At 64.3% G+C, this 17769-nt stretch carries 14 protein-coding genes and 1 tRNA gene; 6 read left to right on the forward strand and 9 right to left on the reverse strand.

Annotated features, from left to right (window positions below; translation table 11 throughout):
* The first annotated feature begins 170 nt into the window (after positions 1 to 170).
* Both tig and IVA78_RS08765 read left to right on the forward strand, forming a co-directional pair.
* Positions 171 to 1532: a trigger factor gene (gene tig / locus IVA78_RS08760; RefSeq protein ID WP_247277115.1), complete on the forward strand. Its 1362-nt coding sequence runs from the start codon at positions 171 to 173 to the stop codon at positions 1530 to 1532.
* Between the two features lie 289 nt (positions 1533 to 1821).
* Positions 1822 to 2457 carry an ATP-dependent Clp protease proteolytic subunit gene (locus IVA78_RS08765; protein ID WP_247277116.1) on the forward strand — a complete coding sequence of 212 codons (636 nt, stop codon included), beginning with the start codon at positions 1822 to 1824 and terminating at the stop codon, positions 2455 to 2457.
* A 13-nt stretch (positions 2458 to 2470) separates the two neighbouring features.
* On the opposite strand, the gene IVA78_RS08770 is transcribed toward IVA78_RS08765, so the two are convergent.
* Entirely contained in the window at positions 2471 to 2725 is a 255-nt protein-coding gene (locus IVA78_RS08770; RefSeq protein WP_247277117.1) for a hypothetical protein, read from the reverse strand.
* A gap of 178 nt (positions 2726 to 2903) precedes the next feature.
* Here IVA78_RS08770 and clpX point away from each other — a divergent pair, with 178 nt between their 5' ends.
* From clpX to IVA78_RS08785, 3 genes are all read left to right on the forward strand, one after another.
* Positions 2904 to 4175, forward strand: coding sequence for an ATP-dependent Clp protease ATP-binding subunit ClpX (gene clpX, locus IVA78_RS08775; RefSeq protein ID WP_008547851.1), 1272 nt, complete (start codon positions 2904 to 2906; stop codon positions 4173 to 4175).
* A gap of 323 nt (positions 4176 to 4498) precedes the next feature.
* Positions 4499 to 6922, forward strand: coding sequence for an endopeptidase La (lon, locus tag IVA78_RS08780; RefSeq protein WP_247277118.1), 2424 nt, complete (start codon positions 4499 to 4501; stop codon positions 6920 to 6922).
* A 71-nt stretch (positions 6923 to 6993) separates the two neighbouring features.
* Positions 6994 to 7398: a GFA family protein gene (locus IVA78_RS08785; RefSeq protein WP_247277119.1), complete on the forward strand. Its 405-nt coding sequence runs from the start codon at positions 6994 to 6996 to the stop codon at positions 7396 to 7398.
* Positions 7399 to 7524: 126 nt separating this feature from the next.
* Here IVA78_RS08785 and IVA78_RS08790 read toward each other — a convergent pair.
* The 3 genes from IVA78_RS08790 to IVA78_RS08800 all read right to left on the reverse strand — a co-directional run bounded on the left by IVA78_RS08790 (position 7525) and on the right by IVA78_RS08800 (position 8949).
* Positions 7525 to 7601, reverse strand: a tRNA-Val gene (locus tag IVA78_RS08790).
* A 227-nt stretch (positions 7602 to 7828) separates the two neighbouring features.
* Positions 7829 to 8185: a hypothetical protein gene (locus tag IVA78_RS08795; protein ID WP_247277120.1), complete on the reverse strand. Its 357-nt coding sequence runs from the start codon at positions 8183 to 8185 to the stop codon at positions 7829 to 7831.
* Between the two features lie 149 nt (positions 8186 to 8334).
* Positions 8335 to 8949 (reverse strand): hypothetical protein, encoded by a 615-nt coding sequence (locus tag IVA78_RS08800; RefSeq protein WP_247465011.1) that lies wholly within the window; start codon positions 8947 to 8949, stop codon positions 8335 to 8337.
* An 801-nt stretch (positions 8950 to 9750) separates the two neighbouring features.
* On the opposite strand from IVA78_RS08800, the gene IVA78_RS08805 reads away from it, so the two are divergent.
* Positions 9751 to 10611, forward strand: coding sequence for a methyltransferase domain-containing protein (locus tag IVA78_RS08805; protein WP_247277122.1), 861 nt, complete (start codon positions 9751 to 9753; stop codon positions 10609 to 10611).
* A gap of 152 nt (positions 10612 to 10763) precedes the next feature.
* Here IVA78_RS08805 and IVA78_RS08810 read toward each other — a convergent pair whose 3' ends face one another.
* The 5 genes from IVA78_RS08810 to IVA78_RS08830 all read right to left on the reverse strand — a co-directional run bounded on the left by IVA78_RS08810 (position 10764) and on the right by IVA78_RS08830 (position 17638).
* The gene (locus IVA78_RS08810) at positions 10764 to 11648 is read right to left on the reverse strand and encodes a cation diffusion facilitator family transporter (RefSeq protein WP_346015615.1); all 885 of its coding nucleotides are present in this window, start codon (positions 11646 to 11648) and stop codon (positions 10764 to 10766) included.
* A 101-nt stretch (positions 11649 to 11749) separates the two neighbouring features.
* Positions 11750 to 14968: a CusA/CzcA family heavy metal efflux RND transporter gene (locus tag IVA78_RS08815; RefSeq protein WP_247277123.1), complete on the reverse strand. Its 3219-nt coding sequence runs from the start codon at positions 14966 to 14968 to the stop codon at positions 11750 to 11752.
* Complete coding sequence (gene ihpB / locus IVA78_RS08820; protein ID WP_247418463.1) at positions 14961 to 15938, reverse strand: divalent metal ion exporter adaptor subunit IhpB; 978 nt, start codon at positions 15936 to 15938, stop codon at positions 14961 to 14963. Before ihpB ends, IVA78_RS08815 begins: the two co-directional genes overlap by 8 nt.
* A complete protein-coding gene (gene ihpA, locus IVA78_RS08825) occupies positions 15935 to 17209 on the reverse strand; it encodes a divalent metal ion exporter subunit IhpA (RefSeq protein WP_247277125.1) in 1275 nt (424 codons plus the stop codon). The genes ihpB and ihpA overlap by 4 nt, the downstream gene beginning before the upstream one ends.
* Positions 17210 to 17263: 54 nt before the next feature.
* Entirely contained in the window at positions 17264 to 17638 is a 375-nt protein-coding gene (locus IVA78_RS08830; protein WP_247277126.1) for a hypothetical protein, read from the reverse strand.
* Positions 17639 to 17769 lie beyond the last annotated feature (131 nt).

Below are 17769 nucleotides of genomic sequence, written 5' to 3' on the forward strand. Positions count from 1 at the left end.
GCTTTCAGCGTTTGCACGGATTACGAGGCCAGCTTCCTCGCGGATGTTTGTCCGCTTGGAGCCGGCCCGCTGAACCACCGGCGTTGAGGCGTCTGCCTCGCGCCGGATCGATTAATGACAGCGTCCCGACGCATGCGCGCCGGGACCGAACGAGAAGAAGATTGGACGCCATGCAGGTCACAGAGACCCTCTCGGAAGGTTTGAAGCACGAGTTCAAGATCAGCGTCCCTGCGTCTGATCTCGACGCAAAGGCCGATGCCAAGCTCGTCGATCTCAAGGACAAGGTCCGCCTCAACGGCTTCCGTCCCGGCAAGGTGCCGGTCGGTCACCTGAAGAAGGTCTATGGCCGCTCGGTGATGGCCGAGACCATCGACCAGACCATCCGCGACACCAACACCCAGCTGTTCTCCGAGCGTGGCTTCCGCCTTGCGACCGAGCCGAAGATCACCATGCCCAGCGAGCAGGCCGAGGTCGAGGAGCTGCTGTCGGGTAAAACTGATCTGACCTACACGGTCGCGATCGAGGTGGTGCCTTCGATCGCGCTCGCCGACTTCAAGACCTTCCAGGTCGAAAAGCCCGTCGCCGAGGTCACCGATTCCGACGTCGACGAGGCGATCAAGCGCATCGCTGATTCCAACCGTACCTATGCTGACAAGGGCGAGGGCGCCAAGGCCGCCTCGGGCGACCGCGTCACCGTCGCCTTCAAGGGCACCATCAACGGCGAAGCCTTCGAGGGCGGCACCGGTGAGGGCATCCAGGTCGTCATCGGGTCCAACACCTTCATCCCCGGCTTCGAGGAGCAGCTGACCGGCATCGGCGCGGGCGAGACGCGCACGCTGAAAGTGTCGTTCCCGAAGAACTACATGAACGACAAGCTCGCCGGCCAGCCCGCCGAGTTCGAGACCACCGCGACGCTGATCGAGGCGCCGCAGGACATCGCGATCGACGACGAGTTCGCCAAGACGCTCGGCCTTGAATCGCTCGACAAGCTGAAGGAAGCCGCGCGCGAGCGTCTCGCCGCCGAGTTCGCGACCGCGACGCGTCAGCGTGTCAAGCGCGCGCTGCTCGACCGCCTCGACGAGGCGCATCGCTTCGAAGCGCCGCCCTCGCTGGTCGACGAGGAGTTCAATCTGATGTGGAACTCGGTCAAGGCCGAGATGGACTCCGCCGGCAAGACCTTCGCCGACGAGAACACCACGGAAGACGCCGCCAAGGAAGAGTACCGCAAGATCGCCGACCGCCGCGTGCGCCTCGGCCTCGTGCTCTCCGAGATCGGCGAGAAGAACAAGATTACCGTGACCGACGACGAGGTCGGCCGCGCGGTGATCGAGCGGGCGCGCCAGATGCCCGGCCGCGAGAAGGAGGTCTGGGACTATTACCGCAACAACGCCCAGGCGCTGGCCCAGCTTCGTGCACCGATCTATGAGGACAAGGTCGTCGATTTCATCCTCGAACTCGCAAACGTGACCGAGAAGAAGGTCTCGCGCGAGGACCTCTACAAGGACGACGAGGCGGAAAAGACCGCTGCCTGAAGGGATTGAGGCAGTCTTCTATTAAGAATGATCAGCGAAGAGGCCAAGCTAGCCAGATGGCCGGCTGGGCCTCTTTGTGCGAATCAGCTTCAACTACCCGAGGGATTAAGCCTTAATGCGCTCCGCACTTGTCAGGCGCGAATTGGGCTATATCTGTCGGTACGCCCTGTACCAATGTTCTACCTCTGCCAAGTTCCTGCATCACAGGACGTCCATCCGCCTTCCGGCAAATCCAGCCAAACTGGCAGCCAAGCTTGGCGATGTCCGTCTCCGAAACCCTAGGTGACTCATGCGCGATCCGGTTGAAACCTACATGAACCTCGTGCCTATGGTGGTCGAGCAGACCAACCGTGGCGAGCGCGCCTACGACATTTTCTCGCGCCTGCTGAAGGAGCGCATCATCTTCGTGACCGGCCCGGTCGAGGACGGGATGTCGACGTTGATCGTCGCGCAGTTGTTGTTCCTCGAGGCTGAAAATCCGAAGAAGGAAATCTCGATGTACATCAACTCGCCGGGCGGCGTGGTGACGTCGGGCCTTGCCATCTACGACACCATGCAGTTCATCCGCCCGCCGGTCTCGACGCTGTGCACGGGCCAGGCGGCTTCGATGGGCTCGCTGCTGCTTGCCGCCGGCGAGAAGGACATGCGCTTCTCGCTGCCGAACGCGCGTATCATGGTTCATCAGCCCTCCGGCGGCTTCCAGGGCCAAGCCACCGACATCATGCTGCACGCCCAGGAAATCCTGAACCTGAAGAAGCGGCTCAACGAGATCTACGTCAAGCACACCGGCCAGACCTACAAGTCGATCGAGGACGCGCTGGAACGCGACAAGTTCCTGACTGCGAACGACGCCAAGGAGTTCGGTCTGGTCGACAGGGTGATCGACAAGCGCGCCGAGGAACCGGTGCCGGCGAAAACCCAATAGCACTACCCGGTGGTTACGGCGATCCCTCGGGATCGCCGGGGACCGTCAGGACGATGTTCACGTTAAGGACCGCGCGCGCGTTGCAAAACGCCGTTTTGCGTCCTGCGACAGGCAGAAAGTTCCGCTTTCGTGCTTGTTTTTCGTGGTAATCCAGCAACGCCGGAATGATTTCGATCACTTCGCCCGTGCCAAGACCGGAAATCACGGTATTGTCACGGGTAGCCGGCGAGCCCCGATTAGCGAATTCTTGATAGTCGGGTGACAGCATGGTTGGCTACGATTGATCGGCTAAGATCGCGGAGAATCGAGCGACCGTGATTCGCACGGGATGTAACGCGTAGGGTCTTTTTTGGTACGGAATTTGCTCTACTTAAGCTTCATGCCGGCCATCGTGTCGGAATGGAGCGATCGAGCGGAACGGGATCGAACCGCGGACGGAGACATGAATGAGTAAGGTCGGCACGAGCGACTCCAAGAACACGCTATATTGCTCGTTCTGCGGCAAGAGCCAGCACGAAGTCCGCAAACTGATCGCGGGTCCCACGGTCTTCATTTGCGACGAGTGCGTTGAGCTCTGCATGGACATCATCCGCGAGGAGAACAAATCCTCGCTGGTCAAGTCGCGCGACGGCATTCCGACGCCGAAGGAAATCTGCAAGGTGCTGGACGACTACGTGATCGGCCAGAGCCATGCGAAGAAGGTCCTGTCGGTCGCGGTGCACAACCACTACAAACGCCTCAACCACCAGACCAAGCACAACGACGTCGAGCTCGCGAAGTCGAACATTCTGCTGATCGGTCCGACCGGCTCGGGCAAGACTCTGCTCGCGCAGACGCTCGCCCGCATCCTCGACGTGCCGTTCACGATGGCGGACGCGACGACCCTGACCGAAGCCGGCTATGTCGGCGAGGACGTCGAGAACATCATCCTGAAGCTGCTCCAGGCCGCCGACTACAATGTCGAGCGCGCCCAGCGCGGCATCGTCTACATCGACGAAATCGACAAGATCAGCCGCAAGTCCGACAATCCCTCAATCACGCGCGACGTGTCGGGTGAGGGCGTGCAGCAGGCGCTGCTCAAGATCATGGAAGGCACGGTGGCTTCGGTCCCGCCGCAGGGCGGCCGCAAGCATCCGCAGCAGGAATTCCTGCAGGTGGATACCACCAACATCCTGTTCATCTGCGGCGGCGCCTTCGCCGGTCTCGAAAAGATCATCTCGGCGCGCGGACGGTCGACCTCGATCGGCTTCGGTGCCCAGGTGCTCGCGCCAGAGGATCGCCGGACCGGCGAGATCTTCCGTCACGTCGAGCCTGAGGACCTCCTGAAGTACGGCCTCATCCCTGAATTCGTCGGTCGTCTGCCGGTGGTGGCGACGCTCGAGGACCTGGACGAGACCTCGCTGAAGAAGATCCTCACCGAGCCGAAGAACGCGCTGGTGAAACAGTACCAACGCCTGTTCGAGATGGAGAACATCGAGCTGACCTTCGCCGACGAGGCGCTTGGCGCGGTCGCGCGCAAGGCGATCGAGCGCAAGACCGGCGCGCGCGGTTTGCGTTCGATCCTTGAGGCGATCCTGCTCGAGACCATGTTCGACCTGCCGGGTCTGGAAGGTGTGGAAGAGGTCGTGATTTCGCGAGAAGTCGTGGAAGGCACGGCGCGTCCGCTCTACATCTACGCCGATCGGTCCGATCGCGCCGTCGAGAATGCCAGCGCCTGATTTCTCGGCGCTGGAACGCTCCAATCGTCTCATCAAGGAGGGCTGCGGAGCTGTATCTCCGCAGCCGGTGTTGCGTCGCTTACCTGCGTGCGTAAGCGCCTGAAGGCGCGCGTTTTTCAATGACTTGACACCCCCCGGGTCGATAGCCACCTAATGTCGGCGGCGAGCGAAAATTCTCTTCTGGATTCGCCTCAGTTCCGATCCGGCAAGCCGGTCCGACTCGCAAAAGGACCGACCGGCTCTGCGGATCACGTCGGCACCTTGTGGCGGTTGCGCATGATCAGCGGGCTGCGTGCAAGGGGGCAAAGCAAAAGGAAAAGGCCATGACTAATCCCAAACCTCGGCCAACCATCGTTCATGGCGAAACGCACGCTTATCCCGTGCTGCCGCTGCGCGATATCGTCGTCTTCCCGCACATGATCGTGCCGCTCTTCGTGGGTCGCGAGAAGTCGATCCGCGCGCTCGAAGAGGTGATGAAGAACGATGCGCTGATCATGCTGGCGACGCAGAAGAACGCGTCCGATGATGATCCGGCGCCCGATGCCATCTACGAGACCGGTACGCTTGCCAGCGTGCTCCAGCTCTTGAAGCTTCCCGACGGCACCGTGAAGGTGCTGGTCGAAGGGCTCGAGCGTGCGCGCGTGCAGAAATACACCGATCGCGCCGACTATTACGAAGCGACCGCGGTCGCGCTCGCCGACACCGACGCGAAGTCGGTCGAGGCGGAGGCGCTGGCGCGCTCGGTCGTGTCCGACTTCGAGAGCTACGTGAAGCTCAACAAGAAGATCTCGGCCGAGGTCGTCGGCGTCGTGCAGGCGATCACCGATTTCGCCAAGCTGGCCGACACGGTTGCCTCGCATCTTGCGGTCAAGATCGCGGACCGCCAGGGCATCCTGGAGACGCTGTCCGTCACGACGCGCCTCGAGAAGGTGCTGGGCCTGATGGAGAGCGAGATCTCGGTGCTCCAGGTCGAGAAGCGCATCCGCTCGCGCGTCAAGCGCCAGATGGAGAAGACCCAGCGCGAGTATTATCTCAACGAGCAGATGAAGGCGATCCAGAAGGAACTCGGCGACGACGACGGTCGCGACGAGCTCGCCGATCTCGAAGAGAAGATCTCCAAGACCAAGCTCTCCAAGGAAGCGCGCGAGAAGGCGCAGCACGAATTGAAGAAGCTGCGCCAGATGTCGCCGATGTCCGCGGAAGCGACCGTCGTGCGCAACTATCTGGATTGGCTGCTGTCGATCCCGTGGAACAAGAAGTCCAAGGTGAAGAAGGATCTGGAAGCGGCGCAAGCCATCCTGGACTCCGATCATTACGGGCTCGAGAAGGTCAAGGAACGCATCGTCGAGTATCTCGCGGTGCAGTCGCGCGCCAACAAGTTGACGGGTCCGATCCTGTGCCTCGTCGGGCCTCCCGGCGTCGGCAAGACCTCGCTCGGCAAGTCGATCGCGAAGGCGACGGGGCGCGAATTCGTGCGCGTCTCGCTTGGCGGCGTGCGCGACGAGGCCGAGATCCGTGGCCACCGCCGCACCTATATCGGCTCGATGCCCGGCAAGATCATTCAGTCGATGCGCAAGGCGAAGTCGTCCAATCCGCTGTTCCTGCTGGACGAGATCGACAAGATGGGCGCCGATTTCCGCGGCGATCCGTCCTCGGCGCTGCTCGAGGTGCTCGACCCCGAGCAGAACGCGACCTTCAACGACCACTATCTCGAGGTCGACTACGATCTGTCCAACGTGATGTTCATCACGACCGCGAATACGCTCAATATTCCGGGCCCGCTGATGGACCGCATGGAGATCATCCGGATCGCGGGCTACACGGAGAACGAGAAGGTCGAGATCGCGCGCAAGCACTTGATCCCGAACGCCGTGTCCAAGCACGGCCTGGACTCCAAGGAGTTCTCGATCGACGACGACGCGCTGCTGCTCTTGATCCGCCGCTATACTCGCGAAGCGGGCGTGCGCAATCTTGAGCGTGAGCTTTCGACACTCGCCCGCAAGGCGGTGAAGGAGCTGATGATCTCCAAGAAGAAGTCGGTCAAGGTCACCGAGAAGACTCTGGAAGAGCTGCTCGGCGTGCCGAAATACCGCTTCGGCGAGATCGAGAGCGAGCCGCAGGTCGGCATCGTCACCGGCCTTGCCTGGACCGATGTCGGCGGCGAGCTGCTGACGATCGAAGGCGTCATGATGCCCGGCAAGGGCAAGATGACGGTCACGGGCAATCTCCGTGACGTCATGAAGGAGTCGATCTCGGCGGCGGCGTCCTACGTCCGCTCGCGTGCGATCAACTACGGCGTCGAGCCGCCGCTGTTCGACAAGCGCGACATCCACGTGCACGTGCCGGAGGGCGCGACGCCGAAGGACGGTCCCTCCGCGGGTGTCGCCATGGCCACCGCGATCATCTCGGTCATGACCGGCATTCCGGTTCGCCATGATGTCGCGATGACCGGCGAGATCACGCTGCGCGGCCGCGTGCTGCCGATCGGCGGCCTGAAGGAGAAGCTGCTGGCTGCTGCCCGCGGCGGCATCAAGACGGTGCTGATCCCCGAGGACAATGCCAAGGATCTCACGGAGATTTCCGATGCGATCAAGGGCGGCATGGAGATCATCCCGGTTTCGCGCCTCGACGACGTCGTCGCCAAGGCGCTGGTGAAGAAGCCGGTGCCGATCGTCTGGGAAGAGGACACCAAGGTGACGGTGAAGCCGGACGGCGATGAGGCCGCCGGCGGCCTGACCGCTCACTGAGATTCCGCAAAAGATGATAAAACGGCGCCTTCGGGCGCCGTTTTTGTTTTGGAGCCAAGGGGGAGAGGGCGATGCAGATCGATGGGCAATGCCATTGCGGCAAGATCAGCTTCGAGGCCGACATCGATCCCGAGGCGGTCTCGGTTTGCCACTGCACTGACTGCCAGACCCTGACCGGCTCGCCGTTCCGGGTGACGGCCGTCTGTTCCGGAGCCGACGTCCGCCTGACCGGCGGCACGCCCAAAATCTATGGCAAGCGGGGCGACAACGGCCAGATGCGCTTCCAGCATTTCTGCGCCGATTGCGGTTCCCCGCTATTCACGAGCGGCGAGGGCGACCAGGCCGATGATTGGGGCATCCGCTGGGGTAGCATCCGCCAGCGCGACAAGTTGCGGCCGACGCGGCAAATCTGGTGCCGGTCGGCGGCGGTGTGGATCGACGCGGTGCCGTTGCTGCCGGGCCGGCCGCAGGATTGAGCTCGGCGAGTGTCGGGAAGTCCGCCTTCGCCTGTCCGGCTTCGGCGTGACAGCCCTCGCCCGCTTCGCGTCAATGATGTTCCGAAGGTGGCTTGCCCAGCCGTAGCTCGCGAAGCGAGCGAAGGCTGGTGGGCGGTCACGGATTCGAACCGCGGACCCTCTCGGTGTAAACGAGATGCTCTAACCAGCTGAGCTAACCGCCCAAGTGCGCCTCTTTAGCGCCCCGGCGGGTGCCGAAGCAAGGGCCGAGCGCGCCGCCAACTGGCTCCAATTTGCCGCCTGGGCAGGGTTTTGATGCTGAACACGAGTAGCCCTGCTGCAGGCCCGCTGCAGGGCCCTCCTCTTTTTTCGTAGCGCGAATCTCGTCGTCCGGCTGAGGGGGCGGCGATCAGCTCGCCGCCACCGTGCGTTTCGAATCTCCCGTCTGATGTCACGCCGTCTTGGTGAACATCGTCAGGACACCGTCGGCGATGTTGATCGCGACGACTTGTGACGAGCTCAAGCCCTTGGCCTTGAGCACGGAGGCTGCCTGCGGTGTGGCGTCGATGGACTGCCGAAGCGACTGGATGTCCTGATCGCTTGTGTGCGCCACGAGTTCATCGACTTTCGCGCGCACCGCCGGCTGCAATTCCTTAACGTCGACAACCTGTATGCTCCGGATCACCGTGCTGGACTGCGTGGACGGGGACTCGGCGCCGGATTGCGGCGATGCGCCCTGTGCCTGCACCAGAGCCGGTGTCCCGAGGGCGAGAGCTGCAACGATGACGGATGCCGTGAAGCTGCGCATGGTATGCCTTTCCAGTTTGAGGAACGGCGAACCTATCGAGGTAATTTGGTTGGCATCTGATTCCGATGTGGCCGTTCGGTGAAACCAATACGGCCGCAATGCGCACAGATCCCGCGCCAGCGTTCCATTCCCGAGCCTGCGTTGTGCCGTCACGTCATCGGCCCTGCCGTTTCCTTGACCGCCTGGGCCGTCGTCGCCGTACCGGCGGCATAGGCCGCTCCTGCGCCGAGGAGCAGCGAACAGAAGCTTGCAAACATCACGTACGAGAAGTGTTTGCGGGCCTCATCGAGCTGGGCCGGCGTGGCCGGCCGAGTCGTCGCACCGACCGTATCCCGTCCCGTATTGTTCGACCAATAGGCGATCCGGGCGCTCGCTGTATATGACGGGCCGACGAGGTTGCTGGCGATGCTGGTCGCGGACGCCGGCATCATCGCTGCCGCAGCCACCACGACCACGGTTGTGACCGCCCAGGCGGCAAGTGCGTGACCGACGCGGCCGAGCCCGGACTGATCCGGCGAGTTGGCTGCCGCAACGGCACCGCCGACAAAGGCGGCGATGATTCCCGACACCGCCCACCACACGAACGCCGCCCAGCCAGCGCCAGCGGGTGCCGTTGAGGCTGTGGGTATGTCGATTGCGAGCAAGCCAATGCCCAGACCGAGCATCGTCAGCAAGATCTGGACGACCAGCGAAGCGAACATGCCAGCCAGCACGGCCGACCATGTCCAGCCAAAAAAGGGATTAGGTATTGCACGTGTCACCATGGTGAGATCCTCCATGAACTTCCACTTTCTGTTCCAACGCGCCCTCAAATCTTCCGTTCCTGAAGCAGGAACTCCCGAGGGCTTCGCGGCTTGGTCTATGTCAAAGCTAGAAGAGGCCGGACACCATGACACTTGGTCGAGGCGCCCTGTTGTGGCTGCTAGGAATTCCGCTTCCGGTCATCCTGCTGCTGGCGCTGTTCTGGCGCTAGCTTGGAGGAACGGCGAGTGAGGCGCGGCGCTCGATAGAGGGCGCCGGCCTACGATTTGCTGTGGCTAGAAACGAGGGGCACCCGCAACGGCGGAGAGGCGCCTCAATGACTGAGCTCCTCCTCGACCCGTCGTAAATCCTCCTGACGTAACCGGTGCTGATCGCCTTGCGCCGTCATCCGTCCGGATCAGACCGTCTGCCGGACTGTATGTCATCATCGATGTGCTGCCGCGCCTGCCTGCGCGAAAGCCGGCGCGATCGGCAAGTCTTGGGGTGTCACGTCGCTGGGCGTGCAGCGACGGAGGATTTGACCGCCTCCGGCTGCCATTGGCGAAGCCAGGCAAGCGGGTGGGTCAGGCACCCATATGATCGAGATTGTCCGCAAGCAATCGATGTCGACTGATCGTTCCGACTTCACGGGGTTTTCTCCCGTTCGCTGAGTTCATACAGGGCCGCTTGGCCGTGTCGACTTGGCTTGGCAAAGCGGCGTCGGGGCTTGTCCCGCGCGGAAATCGGCCTTGCGGCTGGGATCGGCATGTGGATAAGCGTCTCGGGCCGAGCGCGGACGTTCGGCACCGTCGCGGAGAGGGTTGATGGAACAGTCAAGCGGACACGAGCTCAACGCCGACCAGATCGCCTATTGGAACGGCCCGAGCGGCCAACGTTGGGCCGATCGTCATGCGGTGCAGGAAAAACTGCTCGGGCCGATCGCGGACGTGCTGATCGACCGTGCCGAGCCGAAGCCCGGCGAGCGCGTGATCGACGTTGGCTGCGGCTCCGGTGCAACGACGGTCGCCCTTGCGAAGGCGGTGGCGCCTGATGGCTTTGCGCTCGGTCTCGACGTCTCCGAGCCGATGCTGTCGCAGGCGCGCGCGTTGGCGCCGAAGGGCCTGCCGCTCGATTTCGTGCTGGCGGATGCCACGGTGCATTCGTTCGAACCGGCGAGCTTCGATCTGCTCGCCTCGCGTTTCGGCGTGATGTTCTTCGCCGATCCCATTGTGTCCTTCACCAATTTGCGGGCAGCGCTGAAGCCGACAGGGCGGCTCGCTTTCGCTTGCTGGCGCGAGCCGAAGGAAAACCCCTGGATGATGGCGCCGCTGATGGCGGTCTACAAGCACGTGCCGAAAATGCCGCCGGTCGGACCGGAAGAGCCGGGCCCGTTCGCCTTCGCCTCCGAAGAGCGCGTGATGCGCATCCTGAAAGGTGCCGGCTTCGTGGACCTTGCATTGCAGCCGCACAATCTGGCGATGGATATAGCGATCGGCGGTGGCCTCGATGCCGCTGTCGACGGCGCACTCCAGATCGGCCCCGCCAGCCGCGCGCTTCAGGGCCATCCGCCGGAGACGTACGAGGCCGCCAAGGCTTCGATCCGCGACATGCTCGCGCCGTTTCAGGAAGGGCAGTCGGTGACGTTGCAGGGCGCGATCTGGATCGTGACAGCGAAGGCGGCGTAAGCGCGCTGCTTCCCGATCGTCATTGCGCGCAGCGAAGCAAATCAGGCGGCCTCAGCAGAGACAGTCTGGATTGCTTCGTCGCATCAGCGCAAAATTGCTGTGCAATTTTGTCGCGAGCTCCTCGCGATGGCGGGTGGATGGACCGTGAGATCCTACGCCACATCGTCCGGCGCCAGGGCGCAGCCGTTGTCAGGATGCGTCTCGACCTGAATCGTGGTGTGACCGACGCGGAACGAGGTCTTGAGCAGTTGCGCGGTCTCCATCAGGAATGCATCGCCTGTGCTGCCGGCGGGCATGACGAGGTGGCAGGTCAGCGCCGTCTCGGTGGTCGAGATCGGCCAGACGTGGAGATCGTGGATCGCGGAGACGCCCGGCCGCGCCAGCAGGAACGCCCTGATCGCGGCGAGGTCGGTGCCCTTGGGCGCTGCCGCCATTGACATATCGATGGAGCCGCGCAACAGGCTGGTCGTGCCCCAGAGGATGATGGCGCAGATGAGGAGGCTGGTTAAGGGATCGAGCCAGAGCCAGCCGGTCCACGTGATCAGCGCCGCCGAGACGACGACGCCGAGCGAGACGGCGGCATCCGCCGCCATGTGCAGATAGGCGCCTTCGATGTTGATATCGTTTTTGCGTCCGCGTGCGAACAGTATGGCGGTAAAACCGTTGATGAGGATGCCGACGCCTGCCACCACCATTACGGTCACGCCGGCGACCGGCTCCGGCTCGCGCAAACGCAAAATCGCCTCCCAGCCGATCGCGCCGGTTGCGACCAGCAGGAACGCCGCATTCGCCAGCGCGGCCAGGATGGTGGAGGCGCGCAGGCCGTAGGTGAAGCGGCCGCTCGGCGCGCGTCGCGCTGCAATCGACGCACCCCAGGCGACGACCAGGCCGAGCACGTCGGAAAGGTTATGCCCGGCATCCGCGAGCAGGGCGGTGGAGTTGCCGATATAGCCATACACGGCTTCGGCCACGACCAGCGCGATGTTCAGCGAAATGCCGATCGCGAACGCCTTGCCGAAGCTGGTCGGCGCATGCACATGCGCGTGGCCAAGACCATGAGCATGATCGTGACCATGATCGTGTGGATAGCCGGCATGATCATGATGGCGATGTTCGTGATGGTCGGGGCCGGCCATCTCTAGCGCTCCCCGGACGCTGCCAAATCAGGCGCCATTGTAGGCGCTTCGCGCACCTCGTCACGGCGGAACAGCACGTAGAGCGCCGGCAGCACCAGCAGCGTCAGCACGGTCGAGGAGATGATGCCGCCGATCACCACGGTCGCGAGCGGCCGCTGCACCTCGGCGCCAGCGCCGGTCGCGAGCGCCATGGGCACGAAACCGAGGGAGGCGACGAGGGCCGTCATCAGCACCGGGCGCAGCCGCGTCAGCGCGCCCGCGCGCACGGCATCGACGACGGATCGCCCCTCGCTGCGCAGCCGCTCGATGAAGGCGATGATGACGAGCCCGTTGAGCACGGCGACGCCGGACAGCGCGATGAAGCCGACACCGGCGCTGATCGACAGCGGAATGTCGCGCAGCAGCAGCGCCGCGACTCCGCCGGTCAGCGCCAGCGGCACGCCGGAGAACACCAGTGCCGCATCCGCAGCCGATCCCATGCCCATGAACAGCAGCAGGAACACGAGCAGCAGCGCCACCGGCACCACGATCGTCAGCCGCTTGGTCGCGGAGACCAGTTGCTCGAACTGCCCGCCCCAGCGGATGAAGTAGCCCGGCGGCAGCTTGACCTTCTCAGCCACCGCCGCTTCGGCCTCGGCGACGAAGGAGCCGAGGTCGCGCGCGCGGACATTGGCGGTGACGACGATGCGCCGCTTGCCATTTTCGCGGCTGATCTGGTTGGGGCCGGGCGTCGCATCGACTGTGGCGACCGATGACAGCGGCACATACCGCATCTGGGCGAGGGGAGAGGCGGCCAGCGCGGTTCGCACGGCCGTGCCGGAGCTGGCCTCCTCACCGGGCGGCAGCGGGATCGGGATAGCCCGGATCGCCTCGAGATTGCCACGCAGATGCTCCGGCAGGCGCACCACGATGTCGAAACGGCGGTCGCCCTCGAACAGTTTGCCGGCCGACTTGCCGCCCACTGCGATCTCGACGATACCCTGCACCTCACTGATGCTGAGGCCATAGCGGGCGAGCGCCTGGCGGTCGAGCCGGACGGTGAGGATCGGCAGGCCCGCAACCTGTTCGATCTTGACGTCGCTGGCGCCGCGGATGCCGCGGATCGCTGCCTCGACCCGTTTTGCCGCGCCTTGCAGGATGTCGAGGTCATCGCCGAAGATCTTGACGCCGACGTCGCTGCGCACGCCGGAGATCAGCTCGTTGACACGGAACTGGATCGGCTGGGAGATCTCATAGGCGCTGCCGGGAATCTCGTTAGCGGCATGGTCGATGGCCTCGATCACCTCCGACTTCGGCTTGTTCGGGTCGGGCCATTCGGCGCGCGGCTTCAGCATGATGTAGCCGTCGGTCTGCGCCGGCGACATCGGGTCGGTGGCGATCTCGGCGGTGCCGATACGGGTGAAGAACTCCTTCACCTCCGGAATCTGCTTGATGCGTTTCTCCAGCGCCTTCTGAAGATCAAGCGACTGCGTAAGGCTGGTCCCGGGAATCCGGATCGAGGCCAGGGCGACGTCGCCTTCGTCCAGACTCGGAATGAACTCGCCACCCATCCGCGCGGCAGCGATGCCGCTTGCGACCACGATGAGCGCGGTCATGATTGCGACGGCGAGCCGGTTGTCGATGGCAAATCGGAGCAGGGGAAGATAGGCGCGCTTCGCCGCCCGCATGAACAGGTTCTCGTGCTCGGATACTTTGCCGGTGACGAAGATGGCAACCGCCGCCGGCACGAAGGTGATGGAGAACAGCACGGCAGCGCCGAGCGCCATCAGCACGGTCAGCGCCATCGGCGTGAACATCTTGCCTTCGACGCCGGTCAGCGTCAGCACGGGGAGGTAGACCACCGCGATGATCAGGGTTCCGAACAGGCTCGGCTTGATCACCTCGCTCGACCCGCGCAGGATCGCACGCAGCCGCTCCGAGGTCGTCAGCAGCCCGCCTTTCTCGCGCTGGGCCGCGGCCAGCATGCGCAGGCAGTTCTCGACGATGATCACCGCGCCGTCGACGATGATGCCGAAGTCGATCGCGCCGAGACTCATCAGGTTGGCGCTGACCTTGGTCTTGACCATGCCGGTAATGGTCATGGCCATGGACAGCGGAATGACGCAGGCGGTGACCAGCGCGGCGCGGATGTTTCCGAGGATCAGGAACAACACGGCCACCACCAGCGCCGCGCCTTCCAGCAGATTATTCCGGACCGTGCGGATGGTGGCTTCGACCAGATCGGTGCGGTCGTAGACGGTCCGCGTCACGACGCCTTCGGGCAGCGACTTGGCGATGTCCTCCAGGCGGGCTGCGACGCGGCGCGCCACGGTCCGGCTGTTCTCCCCGATCAGCAACATCGCGGTACCGAGCACGGTTTCCTCGCCGGCCCGCGTCGCCGCGCCTGTGCGCAGATCGCGGCCTTCCGTCACTGTCGCGACATCCCTGATCCTGACGGGATTGCCGCCGCGCGAGCCGATGACGATGTCCTGGATCTCGTTGATATTGCCGACCTGGCCCGGGGAGCGAACCAGGTATTGCTCGCCGTTGCGCTCAATATAGCCGGCGCCCACATTGGCGTTGTTGGCGGCGAGCGCCGTCATGACGTCGCGAAAGCCGAGCCGGTAGGCCATCAGCTTGCCCGGGTCCGGCAGCACGTGGAACTGCCGCTCGAACCCGCCGATGGTGTTGACTTCGATCACGCCTGGCACGTTGCGAAGCTGCGGCCGGATAATCCAGTCCTGCACGGTCCGCAAATCGGTCAGCGAATAGTCGTGGCCGCCTTGCGTCTTGGCGCCCGCCTTGGCCTCGACGGTATACATGAAGATTTCGCCGAGCCCGGTCGAGACCGGGCCCATCGCGACCTCGACCCCGGCCGGAAGCTGGTCCTTCACCTGCTGGATGCGTTCGCCGACGAGCTGGCGGGCGAAGTAGATGTCAGTGCCGTCCTTGAAGACGACCGTCACCTGGCTCAGGCCATAGCGCGACAGCGACCGGGTGTAATCCAGCTTCGGCAGGCCGCCCATCGCGGTCTCGACCGGGAAGGTGATGCGCTGCTCGGTCTCCAGCGGCGAATAGCCGGGCGCACGGGTGTTGATCTGGACCTGGACGTTGGTGATGTCAGGCACGGCATCGATCGGCAGGTGCTGGAAATTCCAGACGCCGAAGGCGAGGGCGCCGAGCGCCAGCAGCAGAACCAGCCAGCGTTGATGAACTGAGGCGGCGATGAGACGCTCAATCATGCTCGGCCTCACCCTTGCCCATCTCCGCCTTCACGACGAAGCTGTTCTCCGCGACGTAATGCTCGCCGGCCGCAAGGCCCGCCTTGATCTCGACATGGCGCGGATCGGCATCCCCAAGCTCCACCGGCCGCGCCTCGATCTTGTCGCCGTCCTCGCGGACGAACACGATGGTCCGGTTCTCCAGCGTCTGGATCGCGCTGCGGCGCACCGCGACCGCGACGTTGCGCGCGGCGAGGATCAGCCGCGCCGTGACGAACAGGCCGGGACGCAGGCGCCCGTCCGAATTTGGCAGCACCACGCGGGCCAGCGCGGTCTGGGTTTCGCTCGAGCCAATCGGCGCCATGTAGGAGATCATGCCCTTGATCTCGCCGCGGCCATCATCGGGATCGATCAGCACCTCGTCATTGAGGCGGACGCGCCGCAGGTCCTGCCGGTAGATCGACAGGTCGACCCAGATGGTGGAGAGATCGGCGAGGACGAAGGCCGGCTTTTGTTCGGAGGCGTATTCGCCGAGCGAGATCTGCCGCTCGATGATGGTGCCGGCGATCGGTGCTTTCAGCTCGTAGACGGTGAGGCTCTGGTTGCTCTCGATCGCGGCGAGCAGATCGTCCTTGGCGACCTTGTCGCCAATGCGCTTCAGGAGCGATTTGGCGATGCCTGGAAAGCGCGGCGTCACCTGCACCACGGCTTCCTGATTGGCGCGCAGGATGCCGTTGAAGGCGAGCGTGTCGGTCAGCGTCGCGCTCGCGGCCTCCGCCAGCACCACGCCGGCGGCGGCGAGCTTGACGTCGGAGATGCGGATGCGATCGGCGCCGTGCTCGTCCTGCTCGACATGGTCGTTCGGTTTCTCCGGCTTCTTCTCCGCGGCATGCTCGGCTGGCGAGAGCCTGGCCGGCGCGAGCATGGAATAGGCGTAGGCGCCGAGCCCGGCGGCAACGAGGGCGACGACAAGGGTGGAGGACGTCTTCATCGTGCGCTCTCCCGCGCCAGCGTGAAGGGATTGCCGACAAGGCCTTCGATGGTCGCAACGCCTGCATGGAAATTCTGCAGCGCCTCCTGCTCCCGCAGCCGCGCCTGGGCGACGCTCGCCTGGGCGTCCAGCACTTCGAGCAGTGTGAAGCGGCCCTGGGCGTAACCTTGCGAGATTGCTTCGGACGCTTCGACGGCCTTGGGGATCGCGGTCTCGCGCAGGACCGCGAGTTCGCGCAGCGAACCCTGGAGCGAATCATAGGCGCGGCCGGCGATCACGATCAGCATGTTGCGGTTGGCCTCGCGCTCGGCTTTGGTCTTGGCGAGGCTTTCCTGGGCGGAAAGGATGTTGCCTTGGTTCTGGTCGAACACGGGAATCGGCACCGAGACGGTGAAGCGCACGGCATCGTCATTGGTTTCGTTGTAATGGCGCCAGCCGGCTGCGATCCGCACGTCGGGATAGGGCTTGAGCCGTGCCAGCAACAGCTCGGCATTGCGCTGGGCATAGACGGCGGTCCAGCGCACCAGTTGCGGATTGGCATCGATGGCGGCGACCACCGACTGGAACGTCGGCGGCCGATCGGTGGTGTCGAGCCGGCCGGAGACCTCGCCGAATTTCGCGGCGGGATCTCCCATCAGCACCCCCAGCTCGCGCCGGGCGCTGGCCAGCGTCGCCTTGAAGCGCTCGCGGTCGGCTTTCACCAGGGCGGAGGCGACTTCGGCGCGGCCGGTCTCGGCGGGCGAGGAGGCGCCGGCCTCGACGCGGCGGCGCAGCAGCGGCGTCAGGCGGTCGATCGCGGCGATCTGCTCGTCGAGGATCTGGATGCGCCGCTGCGCGCCGAGCACGCTGAGGAAGGCGATCGCGGTCTCCGACAGCAGCTCCAGCCTGACGGCCTTGCGCTGGATCGCGGCGACCTCGATGCCGGCTGCGCCGGCGGCAATCCGCGCTTCCCGTTTGCCGAACAGCTCGAAAGCTTGGCTGATTTGGAGCGTAGTCTCGGCCGACCGCGTCCCGCGATATTTGCCAGAGCCGAGTGAATCGTCCTGCTCATAGGACAGCTCCGGATTGAGCAGCGCGCCCGCCTGGATGCGCTGGCCCGTGGCAATGCCAAGGTCGCGCTCAGCTGCCGTCAGGCGCGGGCTCGCCTCCAGCGCGCGCGACAGCGCGCTCCGCATCGTCAAAGTCTGGGCGTAAGCCGGTGCAAGCGCCAACCCGGCAATCAGACACGCCGCAGCGCACGCGAGGCGCGCGGCCATACCCCTGCAAAACATGAAGCCGACCTGTGAAGGATGAACCTAATGGGCGCGGGCGCCCGACCAATCCGTTCAGGCAATGTGTTTGGGAGGCGGCGAGTCGGTATCGGGAATAATTCCGGCGAGCCGGGGTCCACGCTGCGGGCGCGATGCAGACGCGAGCGCGACGGATGCGGCGGATAGCGCCGGCTGCGCCACCGTCACCGAGAAGCAGCCGTGGCAATGGTGTCCGCCGATCACCTTGTGGTCGCCGTGGCCTGCGGTGCCATCGAGAATCGAAGCGATGTCCGAGCCGCCGGACGGGCTGGTCACATTGATGTCATGAGTGCCGTGGAGCGCGCCGGACAGCAGGTACATGACCGTGACAAACACAGCCACGAGCCCACGCCAATTGCGCGTGTGCCTGAGTCTGAGGGGCCGGCGGTTCAAGACCACGAATTTACTCATCCTGTCGATCAGGCTGGCCTACCACAGCGATGGGAACAGTGTCGACCCGCAACAATGTTACGTATGGGAACTCAACGTCGCAGCCGCACAGGCACTCGCGCGGCTGCGACCATTCGCATCGTCGACGGCTA

Source organism: Bradyrhizobium sp. 137, assembly GCF_023074095.1.
GTDB lineage: Bacteria > Pseudomonadota > Alphaproteobacteria > Rhizobiales > Xanthobacteraceae > Bradyrhizobium.